The sequence below is a fragment of the Sphingobium amiense genome, from assembly GCF_003967075.1.
In the GTDB taxonomy this organism is placed as follows: Bacteria; Pseudomonadota; Alphaproteobacteria; order Sphingomonadales; family Sphingomonadaceae; genus Sphingobium; species Sphingobium amiense.
This window is the reverse complement of record NZ_AP018664.1, coordinates 1,406,225-1,425,685: the sequence shown is the minus strand read 5'-3', so window position 1 is coordinate 1,425,685 and position 19,461 is coordinate 1,406,225. Positions and strand designations below refer to the sequence as shown.

Annotated in this window: 23 protein-coding genes; 21 read left to right on the top strand and 2 right to left on the bottom strand. The window is 65.6% G+C overall.

Features of this window, described 5'->3' with window-relative positions:
* Nucleotides 1-60 precede the first annotated feature (60 nt).
* From SAMIE_RS06830 to SAMIE_RS06810, 6 genes are all read left to right on the top strand, one after another.
* Complete coding sequence (locus SAMIE_RS06830; RefSeq protein WP_013846809.1) at nucleotides 61-1,059, top strand: HlyD family efflux transporter periplasmic adaptor subunit; 999 nt, start codon at nucleotides 61-63, stop codon at nucleotides 1,057-1,059.
* Nucleotides 1,056-2,855, top strand: coding sequence for an ATP-binding cassette domain-containing protein (locus SAMIE_RS06825; RefSeq protein ID WP_013846810.1), 1,800 nt, complete (start codon nucleotides 1,056-1,058; stop codon nucleotides 2,853-2,855). Before SAMIE_RS06830 ends, SAMIE_RS06825 begins: the two co-directional genes overlap by 4 nt.
* Nucleotides 2,852-3,979 (top strand): ABC transporter permease, encoded by a 1,128-nt coding sequence (locus tag SAMIE_RS06820; RefSeq protein WP_013846811.1) that lies wholly within the window; start codon nucleotides 2,852-2,854, stop codon nucleotides 3,977-3,979. Before SAMIE_RS06825 ends, SAMIE_RS06820 begins: the two co-directional genes overlap by 4 nt.
* Nucleotides 3,979-4,554: an ABC transporter permease gene (locus SAMIE_RS23970; protein ID WP_267886510.1), complete on the top strand. Its 576-nt coding sequence runs from the start codon at nucleotides 3,979-3,981 to the stop codon at nucleotides 4,552-4,554. Before SAMIE_RS06820 ends, SAMIE_RS23970 begins: the two co-directional genes overlap by 1 nt.
* Nucleotides 4,448-5,164, top strand: coding sequence for an ABC transporter permease (locus SAMIE_RS06815; protein WP_267886509.1), 717 nt, complete (start codon nucleotides 4,448-4,450; stop codon nucleotides 5,162-5,164). The genes SAMIE_RS23970 and SAMIE_RS06815 overlap by 107 nt, the downstream gene beginning before the upstream one ends.
* Before the next feature lie 77 nt (nucleotides 5,165-5,241).
* Nucleotides 5,242-6,711, top strand: a complete 1,470-nt coding sequence (locus SAMIE_RS06810) for an efflux transporter outer membrane subunit (protein WP_232037391.1) — start codon at nucleotides 5,242-5,244, stop codon at nucleotides 6,709-6,711.
* 59 nt (nucleotides 6,712-6,770) lie between these two features.
* Here SAMIE_RS06810 and SAMIE_RS06805 read toward each other — a convergent pair whose 3' ends face one another.
* Both SAMIE_RS06805 and SAMIE_RS06800 read right to left on the bottom strand, forming a co-directional pair.
* Complete coding sequence (locus tag SAMIE_RS06805; protein WP_013846814.1) at nucleotides 6,771-7,439, bottom strand: MobA/MobL family protein; 669 nt, start codon at nucleotides 7,437-7,439, stop codon at nucleotides 6,771-6,773.
* A 46-nt stretch (nucleotides 7,440-7,485) separates the two neighbouring features.
* Nucleotides 7,486-8,043 carry a helix-turn-helix domain-containing protein gene (locus SAMIE_RS06800; RefSeq protein ID WP_232037390.1) on the bottom strand — a complete coding sequence of 186 codons (558 nt, stop codon included), beginning with the start codon at nucleotides 8,041-8,043 and terminating at the stop codon, nucleotides 7,486-7,488.
* Nucleotides 8,044-8,372: 329 nt separating this feature from the next.
* Between SAMIE_RS06800 and SAMIE_RS06795 the strand changes: the two genes are divergently transcribed.
* The 15 genes from SAMIE_RS06795 (at nucleotide 8,373) to SAMIE_RS06725 (ending at nucleotide 19,303) form a co-directional block, all read left to right on the top strand.
* Nucleotides 8,373-8,657, top strand: coding sequence for a hypothetical protein (locus tag SAMIE_RS06795; RefSeq protein WP_126516764.1), 285 nt, complete (start codon nucleotides 8,373-8,375; stop codon nucleotides 8,655-8,657).
* Nucleotides 8,644-9,414 carry a DsbC family protein gene (locus tag SAMIE_RS06790; protein WP_013846817.1) on the top strand — a complete coding sequence of 257 codons (771 nt, stop codon included), beginning with the start codon at nucleotides 8,644-8,646 and terminating at the stop codon, nucleotides 9,412-9,414. The genes SAMIE_RS06795 and SAMIE_RS06790 overlap by 14 nt, the downstream gene beginning before the upstream one ends.
* A 181-nt stretch (nucleotides 9,415-9,595) precedes the next feature.
* Nucleotides 9,596-9,913, top strand: coding sequence for a hypothetical protein (locus SAMIE_RS06785; protein ID WP_013846818.1), 318 nt, complete (start codon nucleotides 9,596-9,598; stop codon nucleotides 9,911-9,913).
* 136 nt (nucleotides 9,914-10,049) lie between these two features.
* Complete coding sequence (locus SAMIE_RS06780; protein ID WP_013846819.1) at nucleotides 10,050-10,316, top strand: type IV conjugative transfer system protein TraL; 267 nt, start codon at nucleotides 10,050-10,052, stop codon at nucleotides 10,314-10,316.
* Between the two features lie 8 nt (nucleotides 10,317-10,324).
* Nucleotides 10,325-10,963, top strand: a complete 639-nt coding sequence (locus tag SAMIE_RS06775; protein ID WP_013846820.1) for a TraE/TraK family type IV conjugative transfer system protein — start codon at nucleotides 10,325-10,327, stop codon at nucleotides 10,961-10,963.
* Entirely contained in the window at nucleotides 10,947-11,705 is a 759-nt protein-coding gene (locus SAMIE_RS06770) for a type-F conjugative transfer system secretin TraK (RefSeq protein ID WP_013846821.1), read from the top strand. The genes SAMIE_RS06775 and SAMIE_RS06770 overlap by 17 nt, the downstream gene beginning before the upstream one ends.
* The gene (locus SAMIE_RS06765) at nucleotides 11,702-13,015 is read left to right on the top strand and encodes a TraB/VirB10 family protein (RefSeq protein WP_013846822.1); all 1,314 of its coding nucleotides are present in this window, start codon (nucleotides 11,702-11,704) and stop codon (nucleotides 13,013-13,015) included. Before SAMIE_RS06770 ends, SAMIE_RS06765 begins: the two co-directional genes overlap by 4 nt.
* A gap of 35 nt (nucleotides 13,016-13,050) precedes the next feature.
* Nucleotides 13,051-13,653, top strand: a complete 603-nt coding sequence (locus SAMIE_RS06760; protein WP_013846823.1) for a TraV family lipoprotein — start codon at nucleotides 13,051-13,053, stop codon at nucleotides 13,651-13,653.
* On the top strand, nucleotides 13,650-16,166 hold the full coding sequence (locus SAMIE_RS06755) for a TraC family protein (protein ID WP_013846824.1): 2,517 nt from the start codon (nucleotides 13,650-13,652) through the stop codon (nucleotides 16,164-16,166). The genes SAMIE_RS06760 and SAMIE_RS06755 overlap by 4 nt, the downstream gene beginning before the upstream one ends.
* Entirely contained in the window at nucleotides 16,163-16,489 is a 327-nt protein-coding gene (locus SAMIE_RS06750; RefSeq protein WP_013846825.1) for a hypothetical protein, read from the top strand. Before SAMIE_RS06755 ends, SAMIE_RS06750 begins: the two co-directional genes overlap by 4 nt.
* The gene (locus SAMIE_RS06745) at nucleotides 16,486-16,896 is read left to right on the top strand and encodes a hypothetical protein (RefSeq protein ID WP_013846826.1); all 411 of its coding nucleotides are present in this window, start codon (nucleotides 16,486-16,488) and stop codon (nucleotides 16,894-16,896) included. Before SAMIE_RS06750 ends, SAMIE_RS06745 begins: the two co-directional genes overlap by 4 nt.
* Nucleotides 16,893-17,402 carry a hypothetical protein gene (locus tag SAMIE_RS06740; RefSeq protein ID WP_145988117.1) on the top strand — a complete coding sequence of 170 codons (510 nt, stop codon included), beginning with the start codon at nucleotides 16,893-16,895 and terminating at the stop codon, nucleotides 17,400-17,402. Before SAMIE_RS06745 ends, SAMIE_RS06740 begins: the two co-directional genes overlap by 4 nt.
* Complete coding sequence (locus SAMIE_RS06735) at nucleotides 17,399-17,635, top strand: hypothetical protein (RefSeq protein ID WP_013846828.1); 237 nt, start codon at nucleotides 17,399-17,401, stop codon at nucleotides 17,633-17,635. Before SAMIE_RS06740 ends, SAMIE_RS06735 begins: the two co-directional genes overlap by 4 nt.
* Nucleotides 17,625-18,290, top strand: coding sequence for a conjugal transfer protein TraW (locus tag SAMIE_RS06730; RefSeq protein ID WP_013846829.1), 666 nt, complete (start codon nucleotides 17,625-17,627; stop codon nucleotides 18,288-18,290). The genes SAMIE_RS06735 and SAMIE_RS06730 overlap by 11 nt, the downstream gene beginning before the upstream one ends.
* On the top strand, nucleotides 18,287-19,303 hold the full coding sequence (locus SAMIE_RS06725; RefSeq protein ID WP_013846830.1) for a TraU family protein: 1,017 nt from the start codon (nucleotides 18,287-18,289) through the stop codon (nucleotides 19,301-19,303). Before SAMIE_RS06730 ends, SAMIE_RS06725 begins: the two co-directional genes overlap by 4 nt.
* Nucleotides 19,304-19,461: the final 158 nt, after the last annotated feature.

The following is a 19,461-nucleotide window of genomic DNA, read 5'->3' as shown; positions in this document are numbered from 1 at the left end:
TTAAATCCGATTTAGACTAACATTCTTTTCGCCGCAGTCCTCACCGTCCGGAGTCGTCACATGCACAATCGCACCCTTAGTATCCTCGGCATGGCCGGACTGGCGCTGAGTGGGTGTGGCGGGAAAGATGCCGGCAAGACCGAACTTGTCCTTCAGGGCAATGTCGATGTGCGGCAGGTTTCGCTCGCGTTCGAGGACAGCGGCCGCATCGCACAAGTGCGGGCGGAGGAAGGTGACAGCGTGAAGGCGGGAAGCATCCTGGCCACGCTCGATACCGTGTCGCTCAACCTGCAGGCCGAGGAAGCCAAAGCCCAGGGCGAGGTGCAGCGGCAGAATCTGCTGCGCCTGCGCAATGGCTCCCGGCCGGAGGAAATCGCCCAGGCCCAGGCGCGCCTGACGTCGGTGGAAGCCGAGGCGGCGCGCGCGGAAGGTGATCTCGCGCGTCTTCGCGGCATTGCCGCCTCGACCCAGGGGCGCGGGGTCAGCGCGCAGGATGTCGATCATGCCAGCAAGACGGCAGTGGCGGCGCGGGCAAGGGCGCGCGAACAGGCCGAAGCGCTCCGCCTTGCCCGGCGTGGCCCGCGGGCGGAAGATGTCGCGGGTGGTGAAGCCCAGGTGAAGGCGGCGCAGGCGCAGGTCGCGCTGCTCCAGCACCGGATCGACCAGGGCGTGCTGCGCGCGCCGGTCGATGGGGTGGTGCGCTCGCGCCTGCTCGAACCGGGCGACATGGCCTCGCCGCAGAAGGCGGTGTTCGCCATCGCCCTCGCTGATCCCAAATGGGTGCGGGTCTATGTGAACCAGCCCGACCTTGGCCGCATCAAGCCGGGCATGGCGGCGAGCGTGGTCAGCGACAGCATGCCCGATCAACCGGTGCCCGGCAGGATCGGCTATATCTCGTCGGTCGCCGAATTCACGCCCAAGTCGGTCGAAACCGAGGAACTGCGGACCAGCCTCGTCTATGAGGTCCGGGTGCAGGTCGAGGACAAGGCCAACCGCCTGCGGCTTGGGCAGCCGGTGACGGTGCGGATCAATACCGGCAATGGCGGCGCGGCGCGGTGAGCGAGCCCGACATAACGGTCGCGATCGAGGGCTTGCGAAAACGCTTCGATGCGCCCGACGGCAAGCCGTTCGATGCGATCGACGACATCTCGCTGACCGTCCGCGCGGGCGAGCTGACCGCCTTCGTCGGTCCCGACGGCGCGGGCAAGACCACGCTCATGCGAATGATGGCGGGGCTGCTGCGCCCCGACGAGGGCAGCCTCAATGTGCTGGGCATCGACGTGCGCGCCGATCCGCAATCGGTGCAGAACCGCATCAGCTATATGCCTCAGCGCTTCGGCCTCTACGAGGATCTGAGCGTCCAGGAAAATCTCGATCTCTACGCCGACCTCCACGGCGTGCCGCAGGAGGTGCGCCGCGAGCGCTTCGGCCGGATGCTCGAGATGACCGACATGGCGCGCTTCACCGACCGGCCGGCGGGCAAGCTGTCGGGCGGCATGAAGCAGAAGCTGGGGCTAGCCTGCACGCTGGTGCGCTCGCCCGACCTGCTGCTGCTCGACGAGCCGAGCGTCGGGGTCGATCCGCTCTCGCGCCGGGACCTGTGGAAGATCATCGACCAGCTCATCGCCGACGAGCAATTGAGCGTCATCGTCAGCACCGCTTACATGGACGAAGCCGAGCGCTGCGGGCAGATTTTCGTTTTCCATCACGGCAGGATACTGGCCGACGGCCCGCCGGATGCGCTGCGAAAGAGGGCCGAAGGCCTCGGTTATGTGGCCGACGCCTTGCCGGATCGGCCCGCGCGGGTTCTCCAGGCCCGCCTGATCGATGCACCGGACCGGATCATCGATGCGGTTCCCAAGGGCGGCGACGTTCATTTCATTCGCAGGCCGCAATGCGACGAAGCAGCGCTGGCCGACCTGCTGTCCGACACAAGGGTCCAGCCACGCGACGCCGAACTCGAAGACGCCTTCATGCTGCTGTTGCGCGAGCATGAGAACGAGCCGGCACAAGCAGCCGATGATGCGAACACGAACAAGGAAGACGGGGATCGGTACGGTACGGCCGAAACCGCGTCGCCATCTGCCGGGGAACGGGACGGGCCAGTGATCGTCGTGCGGGATCTCGTCCGCAAGTTCGGCGATTTCACTGCCGTTGCCAGCACGTCCTTCGACGTGCAGCGCGGTGAGATCTTCGGGCTGCTCGGCCCCAATGGCGCGGGCAAGACCACCACATTTCGCATGCTGTGCGGCCTGCTCCCGGCGACCAGCGGTCATCTCGAGGTGGCGGGTGTCGATCTGCGCACGGCACGCGCCAAGGCGCGGGCACGGATCGGCTATGTCAGCCAAAAGTTCGCGCTCTACGGCAACCTCTCGGTCAGGGAGAATCTCGAATTCTTCGCCGGCGCTTATGGTCTGCGCGGCGAGCGGAAACGCGAGCGGGTCAAGGCGGTGATCGCGCAGTTCGATCTTGATGCGTCGGCGCAGAGCGGCATCCTGCCGGTCGGTTACAAGCAGCGGCTCGCCATGGCGGCGGGGCTGCTGCACGAGCCCGACATCCTCTTCCTCGACGAGCCGACCAGCGGCATCGACCCGCTCGCGCGCCGCGCCTTCTGGCGCACGATCACCAGCCTGGCGCAGGGCGGCGTCACGATCATCATCACCACCCATTTCATGGAAGAAGCGGAATATTGTGACCGCATCGCCATCCAGGATGCCGGCGAACTGCTCGCGCTCGGAACGCCTGCCGAGGTGCGCGAACAGGCCGGCGACGACGCAAGCGACATGAACGAGGCTTTCATCGCCATCGTCGAACAGAACCGTGCCCGCCAAACCAATGAGAAGGTGGCCGCATGAGCAGCGCCTCAGGCTTCCACAGGCGGCTGATCGCGCTGACCCGCAAGGAAGTGCGCCAGCTCCTGCGCGACAAGAGCAACCTGTTCGTCGGTCTGCTGCTGCCGCTCGCGCTCATCTTGCTGTTCGGCTACGGCCTGTCCTTCGACGTGAAGGATGCGCCGGTCGCGATCGTGCTGGAGGATCGCTCCCCCGCCGCTCAGGAAGCGGTCGCGGGGATCGGCGGCTCACCCTATCTCGTGCCCGTCGCAGCCGCGAGCATGGACGAGGCCGTCAGGCTGATCCGCGCGCATAAGGTCGAGGGCATCGTGCGTGTGCCGGTCGATTTCTCCCAGCGCCGAGCCGCGGGCGATGCGCGGATACAGCTTATCGTCAACGGCGCGGATTCGACGACAGCGTCCGCAATCGAAGGCTATGTGAACGGCGGGATCCAGACAGCCTCTCGCCATATAATGGATCGATCCGGTAGCGGATCGGGAGGCGGTATCACGCTGGTGCAGCGCACCTGGTTCAACGAGGCGGGCGTCAGCACCTGGTATCTGGTGCCCGGCCTCCTCGTGCTGGTGATGACCCTGATCGGCGCGTTCCTCACCTCGCTGCTGATTGCGCGGGAATGGGAGCGCGGCACGTTGGAATCGCTGTTCGTGACCCCGGTTCGCCCGCTGGAGCTCGTGCTCTCCAAGCTTGCGCCCTATGTGGTGATCGGCGCGATCGATATGGGCGTCTGCCTGATATCAGCGCGCTTCCTGTTCGAGGTGCCGATCCGCGGCTCGCTCCTCGTCATCATTGTCGCCTCGCTGCTCTACCTGATCGTCGCGCTGCTGCTCGGCCTGTTCATCTCGGGAACGACCCGTAACCAGTTCGCCGCCAGCCAGATGGCGCTGCTGGCGAGCTTCATGCCGGCGATGATGCTGTCGGGCTTTGTCTTCGACCTGCGCAATGTGCCGCTGGTGATCCAGATCGTCAGCCAGCTTCTGCCCGCAACGCACTTCATGGAGCTGGTGAAATCGCTGTTCCTCGCCGGGACGATCTGGCCAATGGTCCTCAAGAATTGCGCGATTCTCGCCGCCTACGGCGTCCTGCTGGCCTTCGTCACCGGGCGCACCTTGCGCAAGAGGCTGGACTGATGCGCGTTGCTGGACTGACACTCGGCGCCGACTTCATCGCCTGGCTCGCCCAGACCTTCGCGCTCGTCCGCAAGGAGATACTGGCGCTGGTCAAGGATCCCGCCAACCGCACGATCCTGTTCGCCCCGGCCCTCATGCAGGCCCTGCTGTTCGGTTATGGCGCGACCTACGACCTGACCCATGTGCCCTATGCGGTGGTCGACCAGAGCCGTAGCGCCGCCTCCACCGAATTGCTTGCGCGGCTCGACGGCACCGGCGTGTTCCGGCGCGAGGCGGCGCTCGCGTCCAACGCGCAGATCGGCGACCTCATCGACAGCGGCAAGGTGCTGCTCGCGATCAGCATCCCGTCCGACTTCGAGCATCGGTTGACCGTGGGCGATACCGCGCCGATCCAGATCATCCTTGATGGCCGCAACAGTTCGACGGCGGGGGCGGCGGCAGGCCAGATCGGCGCGATCGTTGCCGATTATGGCCGCTCGTTGGGCGGCAGGCCAGATCGGCGCGATCGTTGCCGATTATGGCCGCTCGTTGGGCGGCAGCCCGCCGATCACCGTCGAGCGGCGGGCCTGGTATAATCCGAACCTGGAATCGCGCTGGACGCTGATGCCCGCAATGATCGCGGCGCTGAGCTTTTTGCAGACCCTGCTGCTGTCGGCGCTGTCCGTCGCGCGCGAGCGCGAACAGGGAACGTTCGACCAGCTGCTGGTGACGCCGCTGGGTCTGATGCAGATCCTGATCGGCAAGGCTATTCCCTCGATCCTCGTCGGCCTCATCCAGTCGACCATCATCCTGCTCATCATCCGCTTCTGGTTCGAGATTCCGATGAACGGTTCCTACTGGCTGCTCTATCTGGGGCTCGTCACGTTCACGGCCGCGGGTGTCGGCATCGGCATGTCGATCTCGGCCCTGTCGCTCACCATGCAGCAGGCGATGCTCTATACCTTCCTGCTGGTGATGCCGTTGATGCTGTTGTCGGGCATGCTGACGCCGGTGCGCAACATGCCGCAGATCCTCCAACTCATCACCTACGTCAATCCGCTGCGCTTCGGCATCGATATGGTGCGCCGCATCTATCTTGAGGGCGCGGTCTTCGCCGATGTCGCCCTCGACTTCGTGCCGATGCTGGTGGTGGCAGCCATTACCCTGCCGCTCGCCGCATGGCTCTTCCGCAACCGCCTCGCCTGATGAACTGGACTTTCGCCATGCCCTTCATTCCGCCCGCATCTAGCATCCCGATCCGGCAGGCAATTGCTTCTTCCCTGATGGCACTTGCCCTGGCCGGCTGCACCATGGGACCGAACTTCACGAAGCCGGCGCCCTCCGCGCCCGCCGACTGGACGAGTTGGCGCAGCGGCGACGCCAGCCTGCATGGGGCCATCGGCACGGACGCCACATTGCCTGCCGATTGGTGGCGGGCGTTCAATGATCCCGTGCTGGATGAACTGGTGCGCCGCGGTTTCGCCGCGAGCCCGGACCTCCAGACCGCCGCGCTGCACGTCGCGCAGGCGCGCGTCCAGCGTGGTAGCGCGGCGGTGCAGGGCTTGCCGCAGATCAATGCCAGCGGGCAGGTGTCGCGCCAGCGCCAGAGCGAACATGGCGCCAGTACGCGGCTGCTCAACGTGGTATCGAGCTCCTCGTCAGGTTCTGATCGGGATGCCCTGGTCAAGCTATTGAGCGAGCCGTTCACGCTCTACCAGACCGGGCTCGACGCCTCCTGGGAGCTCGACCTTTGGGGCAAGGTCCGGCGGTCGCTCGAGGCGGCCGATGCGGGCGTCGCGCAGCAGGCCGCGCTGCTCGATCATGCCCGGCTCAGCCTTGCCAGCGACGTCGCGCGCAATTATTTCGATCTGCGCGCGACCCAGCGCAAGATTGCGCTCGCGCGGGAGGACATCACGGCGCTCAAGGAACGCACCGATCTTCTCTCGGCCCGCACCACGGGTGGGATTAACAATCACTTCGATCTCGAACGCCAGCGTAGCGAATTGCAGGGGATCGAGGCGCAACTGCCCGCGCTGCTCGCCCAGGAAGCCGCGCAGGCCAACCAGATCGCCCTGCTGCTGGGGGAACGGCCCGGCGCCCTAGGCGATCTGCTGAAGCCGGTGGCCGATGCCGGCAAGCCCGCGCTGCCCGATCTGGCGCTCGGCCTTCCCTCCGAGATCGCGTTGTGCCGGCCTGATATCCGCGCGGCAGAAGCCCGGTTGCACAGCGTCACTGCCAATATCGGTGTCGCCAAAGCGGACATGTATCCGAGCATCCGCCTCGGCGGTGGGTTCAACCTCGAATCCTATCGAGCCGAGAACCTGTTCGACTGGGCGAGCCGCGCCTGGTCGATCGGGCCGAGCGTCAGCCTGCCGCTGTTCGATGGCGGGCGGCGCAAGCGCGTCGTCCAGCTTCGCGAGCTGGAGCAGAAGGAAGCGGCGGTCTCCTACCAGCAGACCGTGCTTCAGGCCTGGCAAGAGATCGACGATGCGCTCAATGGCTATACCGCCGAGCAGCAGCAGAACGCGATGCTGGCCGCGCGGCTCGACAGCGCGCGGGCCGCGTTCGATCTGGCATCCGCGCGCTATCGGGGCGGGGTCATCACCTGGCTGGACGTCATCGACAGCCAGCGGACGATGCTGCAGGCGTCGCGCGATCTGGCGGACAGCAATGGGCGCCTCGCAACCCGCTATGCCGCGCTCAACAAGGCGATCGGGAACGCATCGGAATCGACGGCAGCTAAAGCGAATTGAGTGCGGCGCCAGAAGCGGCGATGAGCAAAGCCACCGATGTTCATCAACGTAAGGTGTTGTCAGGATGTTTGCCGGGCGCGCGCCGCGATGCGCTTGCGGGCCACGCCGATATGCGCAACCGGTGCCGCCTTAATGCCACGTTCTTCATTGGATCGATGATCGACGCGGACATCATATCCCAGCGCCGCGAACTTATCGTTCAGGACCCTCGCCCAAGCGGCACGGATGTCGAGCAGCTTCCCGCGACTGTTCCATTCGCGCGGTTTCTGGCCAAACAGCCCGTCAACGATCGGACGGGTCGGTATCAGCAGATAGCCATGGTGGCGCTTGCCCCTGGGCGTGTCGCCCATCTCGATCAGCGTCAGGTCGGCGGCAAAACCCGCGACGCAAAATATCTCGCTGGCGAAACGCCGCAGGACCGCGATCGACGCCGGCAGGTCCAGTTCATCGGGCAGCGCGACGTCGAACTGCCTGGCGAGCTGCGCGTCCTTGCGGATTTCGGCTGCTGCCAATGCGTTCCAGAAACACTCGCGATCCTCCCACTGCGCGGGGGCCCCGGACGGCAGTATCAGCGCCGACCAGGCGACCGCCCGCTTGTTCGCGAAATTGGAAAACCGGCCGTAGCGCTCATCGTACAGCCGGCAGCTGTTTTGCCAGGCCGCGGCCGCGACGATGCTGCGTCCAGCGCCGCGGCTGATGATATTCACATGGAAATGAAAGATCGCCATCTTTTCCTCCTGTCCCAGCGTCACGCCCGAACCGGACCGTCAATTTTCATGACCGGTCCTTCCCGTCGTTCCGCGACCATTCCGGCAAGAGGTCCTGTTTCAACCCGGTGATCACCGCGTCCGAGATCGCCTCGATGCACTTGCGCTCGATGTAGGCGAGGTCGCCGTGGATCAGTTGCCGCGGGAACCGCATGCGTTGGCCCGCATAGAGGACAGGCAGCGCGATATGCGCGGTCGATGCACCGAGCCGGAGCAGTGCGATCAGATGATCCTCCAGCCTTATCCCCGGATCGCCGGACTCGATCGCGCGATACCAGCGCAGGCTTCCGCCCATTTCGGTGGCGACCTCCAGCTGCGTCAAACCGAGCGCCTTTCGCGCCTGCCTGATCTTCTCGCCGGAGAGCTTCTTGAGTTCCTTGAAGATCGACAGGTCGACGTCGGCGAATTTTCCATCGGATGCCATATGTCCTTCCTCCCCGGTTCGGCCCGTCGGGCTCTGTGGGTTATCCGGCGAAGGTAGAATCGCGAAGCGGTCGGCATCAAGAATAGATGCCGATGATTTTAGAGGAATATTTCTGCTCATTTGCAACGGATGCGCGAGCATATTTATTTTCTGACGCGCAATGGGCAGATAATTTCCCGTTTCCTCCACATCGGATCATTCAGGAACTTCATTGTCGAACCGGCACCGGATCAGGCCATGTGATCCCGAAAGCGAGTTTATAAGGCTAAGTTCGCATATTTACGGCTAATATCGCCATTTCAGGCACTACGCTGCCGGGTCCTGTTGCAATCCTCTTCGTTTCAAATCACTCAGATCGTGTTCCGAGGGTTCAAGTCGAATCGGACCTGATACTTCGGACCATTAAGTATTCATCAACCATGGCGCGGGGCGCCAGCATGGAGTCGTGCATGATGCCGATTGCCAAAGCGATGACGGCTGCCCTGGGCGCACTGATCGTCACGACGACGGCCTGTGCCGGACCCGGCGGACATGGCCGACAGACAGTTGTCGCGCCGGTGGCCGAGCAGCCGCGCATCGTGGTGGCGACGGTCGATGGGTTCGTTCTGCGCGCCGCCGCGACGAACCGGACGGAGCCGATGCCCGCAACCGTCACCGCCGATCACATCCCGGTGGGAACGGGCACGCATATCGATGCGCGCCTGCTCTCCCGCCCCGCCAGCACTCTTCAGGAGACTTCGCATGCGCATCCGTAAGTTGGGGGCCACAACCCTCGCTCTCCCCCTGTTGGTTGCCGCTCAAGGCGCGGCGTTCGCGCAAGCCGCCGATCCGCTTACCGCCGCCGCGCGCGACGCGGAAAGCGAATTGCGGCAGACATTCGTCAATCTGCAATTCGAGGATTTCGGGCCGGCGCCCGTCAAGGGCCCGATCTATCAGGCGACGGCAGGCGGCCGCATCATCTATTATGCGCCTGACAGCGAACATCTGCTGTTCGCGGAAATCTACGACCGCAACGGCCAGAACCTCACCGCGCTGGCGCAGAACACCGCTTCAGCGAAGAAACTCGCCGGGATCGACACCGGCATGGCTCTCGCCATCGGTCCGGCGGGCGCGCCCACGGTTGTCGAATTCACCGATCCCGATTGTCCCTATTGCCGCGCGCTCGAGCGCTTCTGGGCGGCGAAGGCCGCCGAAGGCAAGCCGGTACGGCGCCTGATCTTCTTCGTCTCCGGCATCCACGCCGAGGCCGCCGCCAAGGCCGAGCATGTCCTTTGCTCCCCGGACAAGGAAGCGGCGTTCAAGGCGATCTACGCCGGAGCCGCGCCCACGCCTTTGCGCACATGCGCGGAAGGTAAGGCCAGGGTCGAGGCGCATGCAGGAATCGTCGGCAAGACCGGCATCACCGGCACGCCAACCCTGATCGCGGACGGACAGATGATTTCCGGTTTCCGGCAGGCCGAGATCGAGGCGTTCCTCGACGGTAAGAAGGCGCTCGCCAATGCCGGCCGCTGATCGCCTTCCGGCTCCTCACATCGCGAACGCGCGGTGCATCGGCCCTGCCGCTGCCGCGCAAATCCCAATGCCGGCGGCGGGACCCGAACCGGGCCGTCCAGCCTCGCCGTCGGCCGACAGCGATCCTCATCGATGCCGGCAAGCAGTCCCCGGAGCGGCCCATCTTCCCTGGAGCAAGTGCATGTTGAAAACACTCGGCAGACAATCCGCCTCAATCGCCAATGTCGGCATTCCCGTAACCCTGCTCGCGCTGCTCGGGGCCGGTGGGGCTCACGCCTTCTCGGCGCCGGCGGCCGGCGACCTCGGCTACGACATCTACGATATCGTGGTCAATCAAGGGGTCAAAGGCCCGCTCGGCTTCGTCGGCGGCGTCGCGGCCTTCCTGTTCGGCGTGAGCAGGCTCTTCTCGAACATCATGATCGGCATCCCGACCATCGTGGCGGCCGTCTGCCTGATCAAGGCGGACTCGATCCTCCAGACATTCGGAATGGTCATCTGACGGATTGGTCCGCCGCCGCGCCTGGGCGCGGTCGGCGGACCTCAACGGGCCAGGGCGCATGAGGCGCACTGGCGGGACAACCCCCGAAGTTCAACCAGCTTCGCAGGGAGGTCACGACGCAAGGAGGAGAAGGCTCGTGGACGAGCGGCTACCCCAATATCTGCACAAACCTGTCCAGATCCTGTGGTTTGGATCGGACGAGTTCGTGCTCGTGATCACGGTGATCTTCGTCGCCGTGATCGTGGGCGGGATGCTCGGTTGGGCGCTCGTCGCGGGTCTTCTCCTTTTCGTTCCCTGGCTCCGCACCAAGCCGCGCGGCTTCATCCCGCACATGGCCTGGCGCTGGGGGCTTGTCCGCTGGTCCAACTATCCGGGTCCGACCCAGACCCGGTTCTACGAGTGAGGCGGGCCATGTTCGGACGCAAATCCCCCGACACACCCCCACGCGATCCGCTGATCGGCAAGCCCGGCAGCTATGGCATCCACCGCTACCTGCAGGGAGCGAGCAACCTGTTCGAGGAGAACCGACTGCTGAAGCTCGCCGTCATCGGCCTGTTCGGTATCACGGCGGTGCTGGGCATGGTGATCTACACCTCCAACCAGAACACCCGGACGGTCATCGTCCCCTTCGGCGCGGGCGGCGACCTCTATGTCACGGGCGGCGAGCCGTCCGAGGCCTATCTGCGCTCGATGACTCGCAATGTCGTGTCGCTTTCGGGAACCTATTCAGCCTACTCGGCCGACCGGCAGTTCCAGGAACTGCTGAGCATCACGCATCCGTCCACCTACAACAGCCTGCGCGACAGCCTCAACCGGCTGCTCGACGAACTGGCCAACAACCCCACGCTCTCGATCGCGACCTACATCCGTCCCGATCAGCCCGTGACCTGGACCCGGACCGAGATACTCGTGCCGGTCGAGAAGGTCCGGGTGATCGGCGGCGTGATCCGCAAATTCCGGGGCAATCTGCGGATTCGCTACGTGATCGACAATGGCCGTTTCTGGCTGACCGCCCTTACCGAGGAAAATTTCGATGCGAACCCCCGTTAAGCGGGCGTTGGCGCTCGCCCTCCTGGCCACGCCATTGCCCTCAATGGCGCAGACCGTCACCGCGCTGCCCGATCAAACCAGCACCATTCGCCTGTCCAATCGCGACATCAACCATGTCGTCTGCGCGGGCGGCGAAATCGAGGACGTCAGGTTTTCGGCCGAAAAGGCGATCGCCGTCGAGCGTGCCGGATCGGACGCCTGGATCAAGTTCCTCGTTCGCGAGATCGACGATGCCGGGATGGTGACGCGCAGCTTCGTCACCGTACCGTCCGAATTCTTCATCACCTGCAACGGCGCGGTCTATGCGCTCTATGCCGAGCCGTCGGACATTCCGGCGCAGACGGTGTTGCTCCAGCCCGGTGCTCCCCAGCGCGCCCGCGCCAATGAGGAACTGCTAGGGCCCCTGGTCGAAGAAGAACGGGCGGTCTCGATCACGCTCTCGATGCTCCAGGACCGGATCCCGGCGAGCTTCACCAGCGTCGCGCCGCGATCAGGTCCGATCCGGCTCCGGGCGCTGCCGGGCGCCACGCTGGAGGAACGACGCCGGATCGAGATCGACGGGTCCGGCCTCTCGGCATCGGAATATCTGGTCTCTGCCGCTGGCGGCGCGCAGCTCGACGAACGCGGTTTTCTCGACGGCGCGCTCGGCGCCAACATCTTCGCGATCACGCTCGACCGGGGCAATATCGAGGCCGGGGAAGCCGCGCGGCTGATCGTCGTTCGCCGGGGAGCCGGGCAATGAGCGGCGGGGACTCTCGCGGCGGTCGCGGGCCCCGCGGGCGCGGTCCTGACGATCGCGCGGAGGAACTCGACCTCGACGGCTATGAGGCGGACCGCCCTCGTTCTGGCGAGAATACGCGCGGCCCCGCGCTGCTCGATCTCAAGACGCGGTGGCAAACGCTGACCGCACGCCAGCAGCTGCGCTTAAGGCAGCTTGGCGTCGCCGGCGCGATCGGCGTGCTGGGGCTCGGCCTCTATACGGCGAGCGGCAACAAGACCGAGCAGGCCGCGCCATCGCCCAGCTCGAAGCTCGACATGGGCGCGGGGCTTCGCGGCGACAGCCTCGAGGTCAAGCTGCGCGGCGACCTCCAGAAGATCCTCGACGGACAGCAATTGCTCGGCGATCGCGTCACCGCCATCGAGGAAGGCAAGGTCGTGCCCGGCGCCGGCACGCCGCCCCATGCGCTCGACGGCGATCTGCCTCCGGCAATACCCGGCTCGGTTCCCGATTTTCCCGAACCGCCCGCGACCGGTGACATCGATCCGTCCGTCGCGAAGCCGCCCTCACCGCCTGCCGCGCCGCCCGCGCCTCCGGCCCCGCCGGTCGAGAAGACCGTGGGCGCGATCGGCGCCGCGACCAGCCCGGTCGCGGCCGCCGATGGGGCACAGGCCGCTAAAAAAAAGACGCGGACCATCTATTTGCCACCTGGTTTCATGAAGGCGCGGCTCCTCACCGGGATCGATGCGCTGGCGAGCCGGGATGCGACCAACAATCCCGAACCATTGATCGCGCGGGTGCAAGCCCCCGCCGTCCTGCCCAATGACGTCAAAGCCAACCTCGCCGGCTGCTTCGTCATCGGCAACGCCACCGGGTCGCTCGCGAAGGAACGGGTCGAGGTCCAGTTGGTCAGCCTCTCCTGCGTCGATTTCGACGAACGCTCGGTCGTCGACCAGCCCATCAAGGGCTTCTTCGTCGACGCCGACGGCAAGAAGGGCCTCTCCGGCAAGGTCGTCACCCGCGCCGGGGCTGCGCTCGCCCGCGCGTTCATCGCCGGCACCATCACCGGGGTCGCCGATACGGTCCAGAACACCGTCGGTGACGTCTCGACCTCGGCGCTGGGTTCGGTGCGCACGCTCGATGCGGGCGACGCCGCACAGGCCGGCATCGCCGGCGGCCTGTCGCGATCGTCCGAGAAGCTCACGGATTTCTATCTCGATCTCGCGCGTCAGGCGGGGCCGATCGTCGAGGTCGGCGCGGCGAAGGACGTCGTGGTCGTGATTCAGGAGGGCGTCACCCTCGAAATCAAGCCGACCGCCGGGAGCAAATTCTGATGCGCCGGCTCCTCATCCAACAGGGAGTATCGCCCATGCGGCCTCTATCGCCCGCGCGCCGATCGCGCGCCCTCTCCCGGCTTCTTCCGGTCTGCGCCGCCTTCATGCTGAGCGGCTGCGCCACGCTGGGTTCGGTCATGTCGCCCTATAGCGAGAAGTTCAGCTGCAAGAACGACGATCATGGCCAATGCATCCATCCTGAGAAAGCCTATGCCGATGCCGTTGCGGGCGTCGCATCGAAGTCCGATCCGGCGGTCACCAGGGACAGGAAACTGCTCAAGGACGGCAAGTCCGCACGCAGTTCGGGCGGATCAGGCTCTGGCAAAGCGGCATCGGGCGCCTTCGCCGGTTATCGCGACAGCGTCTATCGCGAGCTGCAGGGGCTGATCGAGCAGCCGGTCACGCCGATGCTCAAGCCCCCGCGTTCGGTCCGCACGCTGATCCTGCCCTATGCCGACCGGCAGCGTCCCGACCGGCTCTACATGCCGCGCTATGTCTATTCGCTGGTCGAGCGCCCGCAATGGGTGGTCGGCGACTATCTTGTCGCCCCGGTTTCGCCCGCGTCCCGCGTGAACGTGCTCGAACAGGTCCGGGACCACCTCGACGATGGCCAGAATGAAGTGGGCCCCCGGCCATGACCAGCTATCAATCGGGCATGACGCTGGCGCGGCTGCGCCGCAGCGTCGAGCGCGACAGCTATTCCGACTTCCTGCCGCTCGCTGCCTGGGTCGAGGAAGAACAGGCATTCCTCACCATCGACGACGGCTGGGGATATAGCTGGGAGCTGGTCCCCTCCCCCTATATGTTCGCCCATGTCCATGAGGCGCTGCTGGGGCTGCTCAACGTCAATTTTCCCGAAGGCACGATCCTCCAGCTCCAGAGTTTCGCCGACCCGCTGATCGACGATGCGCTCGACGCCTTTCTCGACCTCAAGACACGGCCCGATCCGCTCATCCAGGCCTCGGCCCGGCGCACCTTCGACTATCTGCGCGCCGGCACCATGGGCTTGAAGGCCCTGCATGGCATCCCGATCCGCGATTTCCGCGCATTCCTGTCGGTCAAGACGCGCGCGCCGATGGACAGCGACCTGCGCCGCCAGATCGAGGAGCAGCTCGCCAAGCTCGGCATCCGCCCGATGGCGCCGAGCGAGATCATCTCGCTCTACCGGCGCATTTTCAACGGCGTTCATGCGCCCGCGCCCGGCGTCTTCACCCAGACCGCCGACGTGCCGCTGCGCCGCCAGATCATCGATGCCGGGCCGGCGCTCCGCTTCGACGGGCCGGAAGTATATCTGGGCAACCAGGTGGCGCGCTGTCTGACGCCCAAGTCGCCGCCGCGGCGGATCACCGCCGAACGTGCCAATCGTCTCACCGGCGGCATGCGCGGGTCGTCCGAGGACAGCGACCAGATCGGCGGGCCGTTCCTCTATACGCTCAATGTCCTCTTCGATCACTCGGCCTTCGAGATCCACAAGCGCGCGCAGATTCTCTCGGCGCAGAAGGCGGCGGGGTCCTTCGCGGTCGAGGTCGGCAAGCAGATCGAAGAGATCGGGTGGATCCTGGACGAGGCCGGAAACACCCGGTTCGTCTCGGTAATCCCCACCATGTGGGTGTTTGGCCGCGACCGCCATCAGGCCCGCGAGATGGCGGCGCGCGCCAAGCGGCTGTGGGAGAGCGAACCGCTGCCGTGGATGGTCCAGGAGGAATCCTACCTCAACCCGATCCTGCTGGCGGCAAGCCTGCCCTTCGGCCTGTACCCCGAGCGACGCACGATCGGTATGCTGCAGCGCGATTTCCGCGTGCCGGTGCGCGCGGGCGTGCTGATGTCGCCGATCCAAACCGATTTCCGGGGCGGCGGGCGGCCGGCGCTGCTCTATACGGGCCGCAAGGGGCAGCTCATCACGCTCGACCTCTTCGATCCGCGTATCAACAACTACAACTTCATCGTCTCGGCGGAATCGGGCGCGGGCAAGAGCTTCCTGCTCAATAACCTGTGCCAGCAGTATTTCGCGCAGAACGCGCTCATCCGCATCATCGACATCGGCGGCAGCTACAAGAAACTCTGCACGCTCTGCTCGGGCCGTTACATCGATCTGGGCGAAGAGCATCTCGTCCTCAATCCGTTCGACCTGGGGCTCGCTCTCGACGGCGACGATCGAGAGTCCGCGATCTCGATGGCGGTGTCGATCGTCGCGGAGATGGCCAACGCCGGGACGCGCAAGCCCGTCACGACGTCCGAATGGAACCTGCTCAAGTCCGCCGTGCAATGGGCGATCGAGAGCGGCCGCGCGGAAGCCGGGATCGATGCGGTGCGCGAATGGCTCGGCTCCTATCCGGCCAACACCGTCTCCGATCTCGACCGGGTCGACCACCTCGTGCCCACGGCGCGCGAATTGGCCTTCAACCTGCGTGATTTCGGGTCGGACGGAGCCTACGGCCATTATTTCAACGGTCCCAGCACGTTCGACATCTCGAACGATGAATTCGTGGTGCTCGAACTCGAGCGCCTGAAGGCCATGCCTGACCTGTTCAACGTGGTCGTCATGGTGGTGATCAACGCGGTAACGCAGGAACTCTACCTGTCCGCCCGTGATCGCCCCCGCTTCGTGCTGTGCGATGAAGCCGCGCAGTTCATGACCCGCGAAGAGGGCCAGGACCTGTCGCGCCTCGCCGAGGCGATCAGCCAGGGCTATCGCCGCGCCCGAAAATATCGCGGCAGCTTCGGCATCATTCTCCAGAGCATGAACGATCTGCTGCTGTTCGGCGGCACGGGACAGGTGATCCTGGAAAATGCCGCGACGCGCTTCCTCCTGCAGGGATCGACCTATGACAAGGCGGTCGAAAACAAGATCCTCGACTATTCGGGTTTCGTCCTCGACCTCCTGAAATCGGTCCGCAACAACAAACCGAACTATTCGGAAGTCTTCATCGACAGCCCGCTTGGCCTCGGCATCGCCCGGCTCGTCGTCGATCCGTTCAGCTACTGGATCAACACCTCCGCGCCCGAAGACGTGGCCGCGTTCGAGGCGCTGGTCCGCGCCGGACGCTCGCCGCTCGAAGCGGTGTGCGATCTCGCCGGCGTCGATCCCGCCGGGATAATCGGCACGTCCTTCGATGACGCAGCGCCGCTGAAGCGGAGTGCGCTGTCATGACGCGGCGCTCCCCCTCCCCCGACCAGTTGCCACTCCGGCTCGTGGAGAGCCCGGATGAGGATATCGAGCGGATCATCGAGGCGCGCGTCGCCGCACGGGCGGAAGCCGACGCATTGCGCTGGCGCTTCCGCCTGGTGGTCATCGAATCCGTGATGATCGCATCGCTCGTGCTCGCGGCCGGGCTGGTGCTCGAACAGCCCGCCGGCATCGTTCTTCGCGGCGCGGCGATCGTTGGCGGCGGCTGTTTCCTGACCGGGCTCATCCTCATCGGCCTGACCGGGGCCGCGGGCCGCTTGCTCGCAAAACTCAGGAGGAAAAGATGATGCTGGACATACTCCCGCCCAGTGGCGGCAATGAGCGCCTGACCCTCGTCGTGCGCAGGCCGGACGAATCCCTTCACGACTACCTGGTCCGCTGCCAGTGGGAACTGGGCGACCGGGTCCGGTTCCTCGCGTCCGTTCGCGATGCGCAATGGACCATCCTGGAAAGCGAGCGCCAGCGCTGGCGGCGGCATGCTCTCCTGCTGACCTTCACCGGGCCGGTCATCGCCGCCCTGGCCTATGCCGGCCTAGGGTTGTGCGGGGCCGCAGACAGCGTGCCCGTGCCGCTCGTGGCCGGGCTGATCGCCTGTGCCGGACTCACCGGCGCCGCGCTGGCGATCGGCATCGCCCGCATCATCGACAGCATCCCGAATTGGCTGGTCACGCGGAGGGCACGCAGATGGGCATGAACGGCAGCTTCTCCGGATCGCCCGACCCGTCGTCGATCCGCCCGCTGGTCGGCGACATGATCCGCTGGCTTGCCCGGCAGATCGACGGCGGGATCGACGAAATCCCTCCTCGTCCCGGAAAACGGTCGGAGGATCTTTTGGTCCGTCCAGGGATGGCGCCGCGCCTGCCGGGCGAGACGCAGGAAGCCTATGTCGAACGCCTGCATCGCTCGAATGAAGCCGTGCTCCTGATCATGGCCCGCGCCGCGCTTGCCATGGAATATACGTCCGGTCGGGACGAGAGGATCGCGGCTCTGCGCTTTCGGCAGATCGTGGGCCTCGAAGCGGCGGCGGCCTCGATCATCGTCGGCCTGTTCCTGCTCGTCCCGGAAATGCCCCTGTTCATGCGGGCGGCCATTATTGTCCTGACGCCGATCGCGCTTGTGCGGGGAGGACTTTGGTTCCTGCACCGCGCGTCGAGGATGGCAAATGCCCTCGCCCGACATGCCGAAAGGTGGGGCCGATGAACGGCATCTTCTCCGGCGCGCCTTGTCCGTCATCCATTCGCCTGCTGGTCGGCACGCATCTGCTGATGATCCTCCAGTCTTCGCTGGTGCTCTGGTCGGCCCCCGACCTCGGCGGCAGCCAGGCGCTGATCTGGCTCACGCTGTTCCTGGGCGTCACCGCGTTCATCTGCGCGGTCTGCGGCGAGAGTCGCACGCCTGCCGTTCCCTGGAGGGAGCGCCGCCGTGGTCGATAGACGTGTCCCCCAAGGCTGGCATGTCGTCGCCATCCAGTCCACGCTCATCGCCGGGTGTCTGGCCGGCGCGCTGATCGTCGCGGGGGTGGCCCACGCCGAGACATCGACCATCGGGCGCACCTGGCTGATCGCCGAGCCCGACGCGATGGCCGAGATCGAGGCGCGCGCCGCAAAGCAGCCGCCCAATATGGCGGAAAAGTTCGGACCGCGTTCGGGCTGGAGCGCATTGAAAGGCGCGACGCTCGGTGTCGCGCGCCAGACCCAGGTTCGCAGCGTTGTGCCGTTCTACACGCTCGATCAGGAAATCCGGCTGCCGGACGGCAAGCTGCTCTATCCGGCGGGCTTCACCTTCAACCCGCTGACCTATGTGTCGCTGCCGCAGAAGCTGGTGGTCGTGCATCCCCGCGATCTGGGCTGGGCGCTGAAGACCGCCGCGCTCACCGACTGGATCATCCTCACCGGCGGTGGGGACGCAAAGGACGATGCGCTCTCGCTTGGCGAGAAGCACGGCCGCGCCCTCTTCATTCTCGAGGAGCGCGTGAAGGAGCGGTTGGGCCTCACCGTCGCGCCCGTGATCGTCCGGCAGGTCGGCCAGAAGCTGGAGCTGACAGAGGTGCGCGCCGATCGCACTCCCGTACGAAAGGCCATCCCATGAGTCGGCTCATCTCGATGCTGCGCACCGGCGCGGCGGCCCTCGCTCTGGCGCTCGTCGCGCCCGCCACGCCTGCGCATGCCTCCAAATGCGAGGCGGGCACGGTGTTCAATCCGATCACCAAGGTGCGCTGGAACTGCATCTTCCCGATCACGATCGGGGGCGTGCGGGTGGGCTCCTACGATAAGCTCGACAAGGAACTGGACGCCCAGTCGGCCTCCAAACCGCTCTGCGCCTGCCGCAAGGGTGCGACCTTCTGGTTCGGGGTCAAGGTTTCGTTCTGGAGCCCGAACCGCATGATCGATGTCGTGACCGAGCCGGGCTGCATGATGGCGCTCGGCGTCGATCTCATGCCGACCGGCGGCAAGCTCCAGGGCAGCCAGTCGTCGATCTCCGACGGCACCAACACCCGCAAGATGTTCGCGCAGGCGCACTACTACATCAGCCCGGTCTGGAAGATGCTCGACATGTTCACCGACCTGCCGTGCATCGAAGATGACGGGTTCGACGTCGCGATGATCACCGAGGTTCTGCCGACCTGGCAGTCGGGGACGCTCGGCGCGATCATCCAGCCCGAAGGCATATTGTTCGGCAATCCGGCGGCGGGTCTTGCCTGCATGGCCGACAGCGCCGCGGCGGCCGCTGGCAAGGTCATTGACCCTCTATTCTGGTGCATGGGGTCCTGGGGCGCGACCTATCCGGTCGCCGGCGATATTCATTTTGGCGATAGCGTCGAGGCCTGGGCCGGGCTCGCCGCGCGCTCGACCTTCATGATGGGCAGGCTGGGCGCTCTCACGATCCATTCGGCGGACGGCTGCTCGTTCAAGGCGCAGCCGATCTGGACCAAGTCCCGCTACAAGCTCCAGATCATGGAGCCGGTCAAGGGCGGTAAGTGCGTCAATATCGGGCGGCCCGGCGCGCTCTGGACATCGGGCAAGCACGCGCCGGGCAAGGACAATGCCCAATTCATGTTGTTCGAGAAGGCGATCTGCTGCGCGGGGATTTCCACGCCATGAGCAGATCGCTTCCCCCAAACCGTGCGTCTCGCGCGGGTAGCTGCCCCGCTCGTCACGGAACGCTCCCCACCGTGAGCGGGCGCGCGGAAGGAGCGGCGGTGTGCCTTTCAACCGCCGCTCCCCCCTCGGTCAGCGCGGCCGAAAGCCCCCCGCCGGGG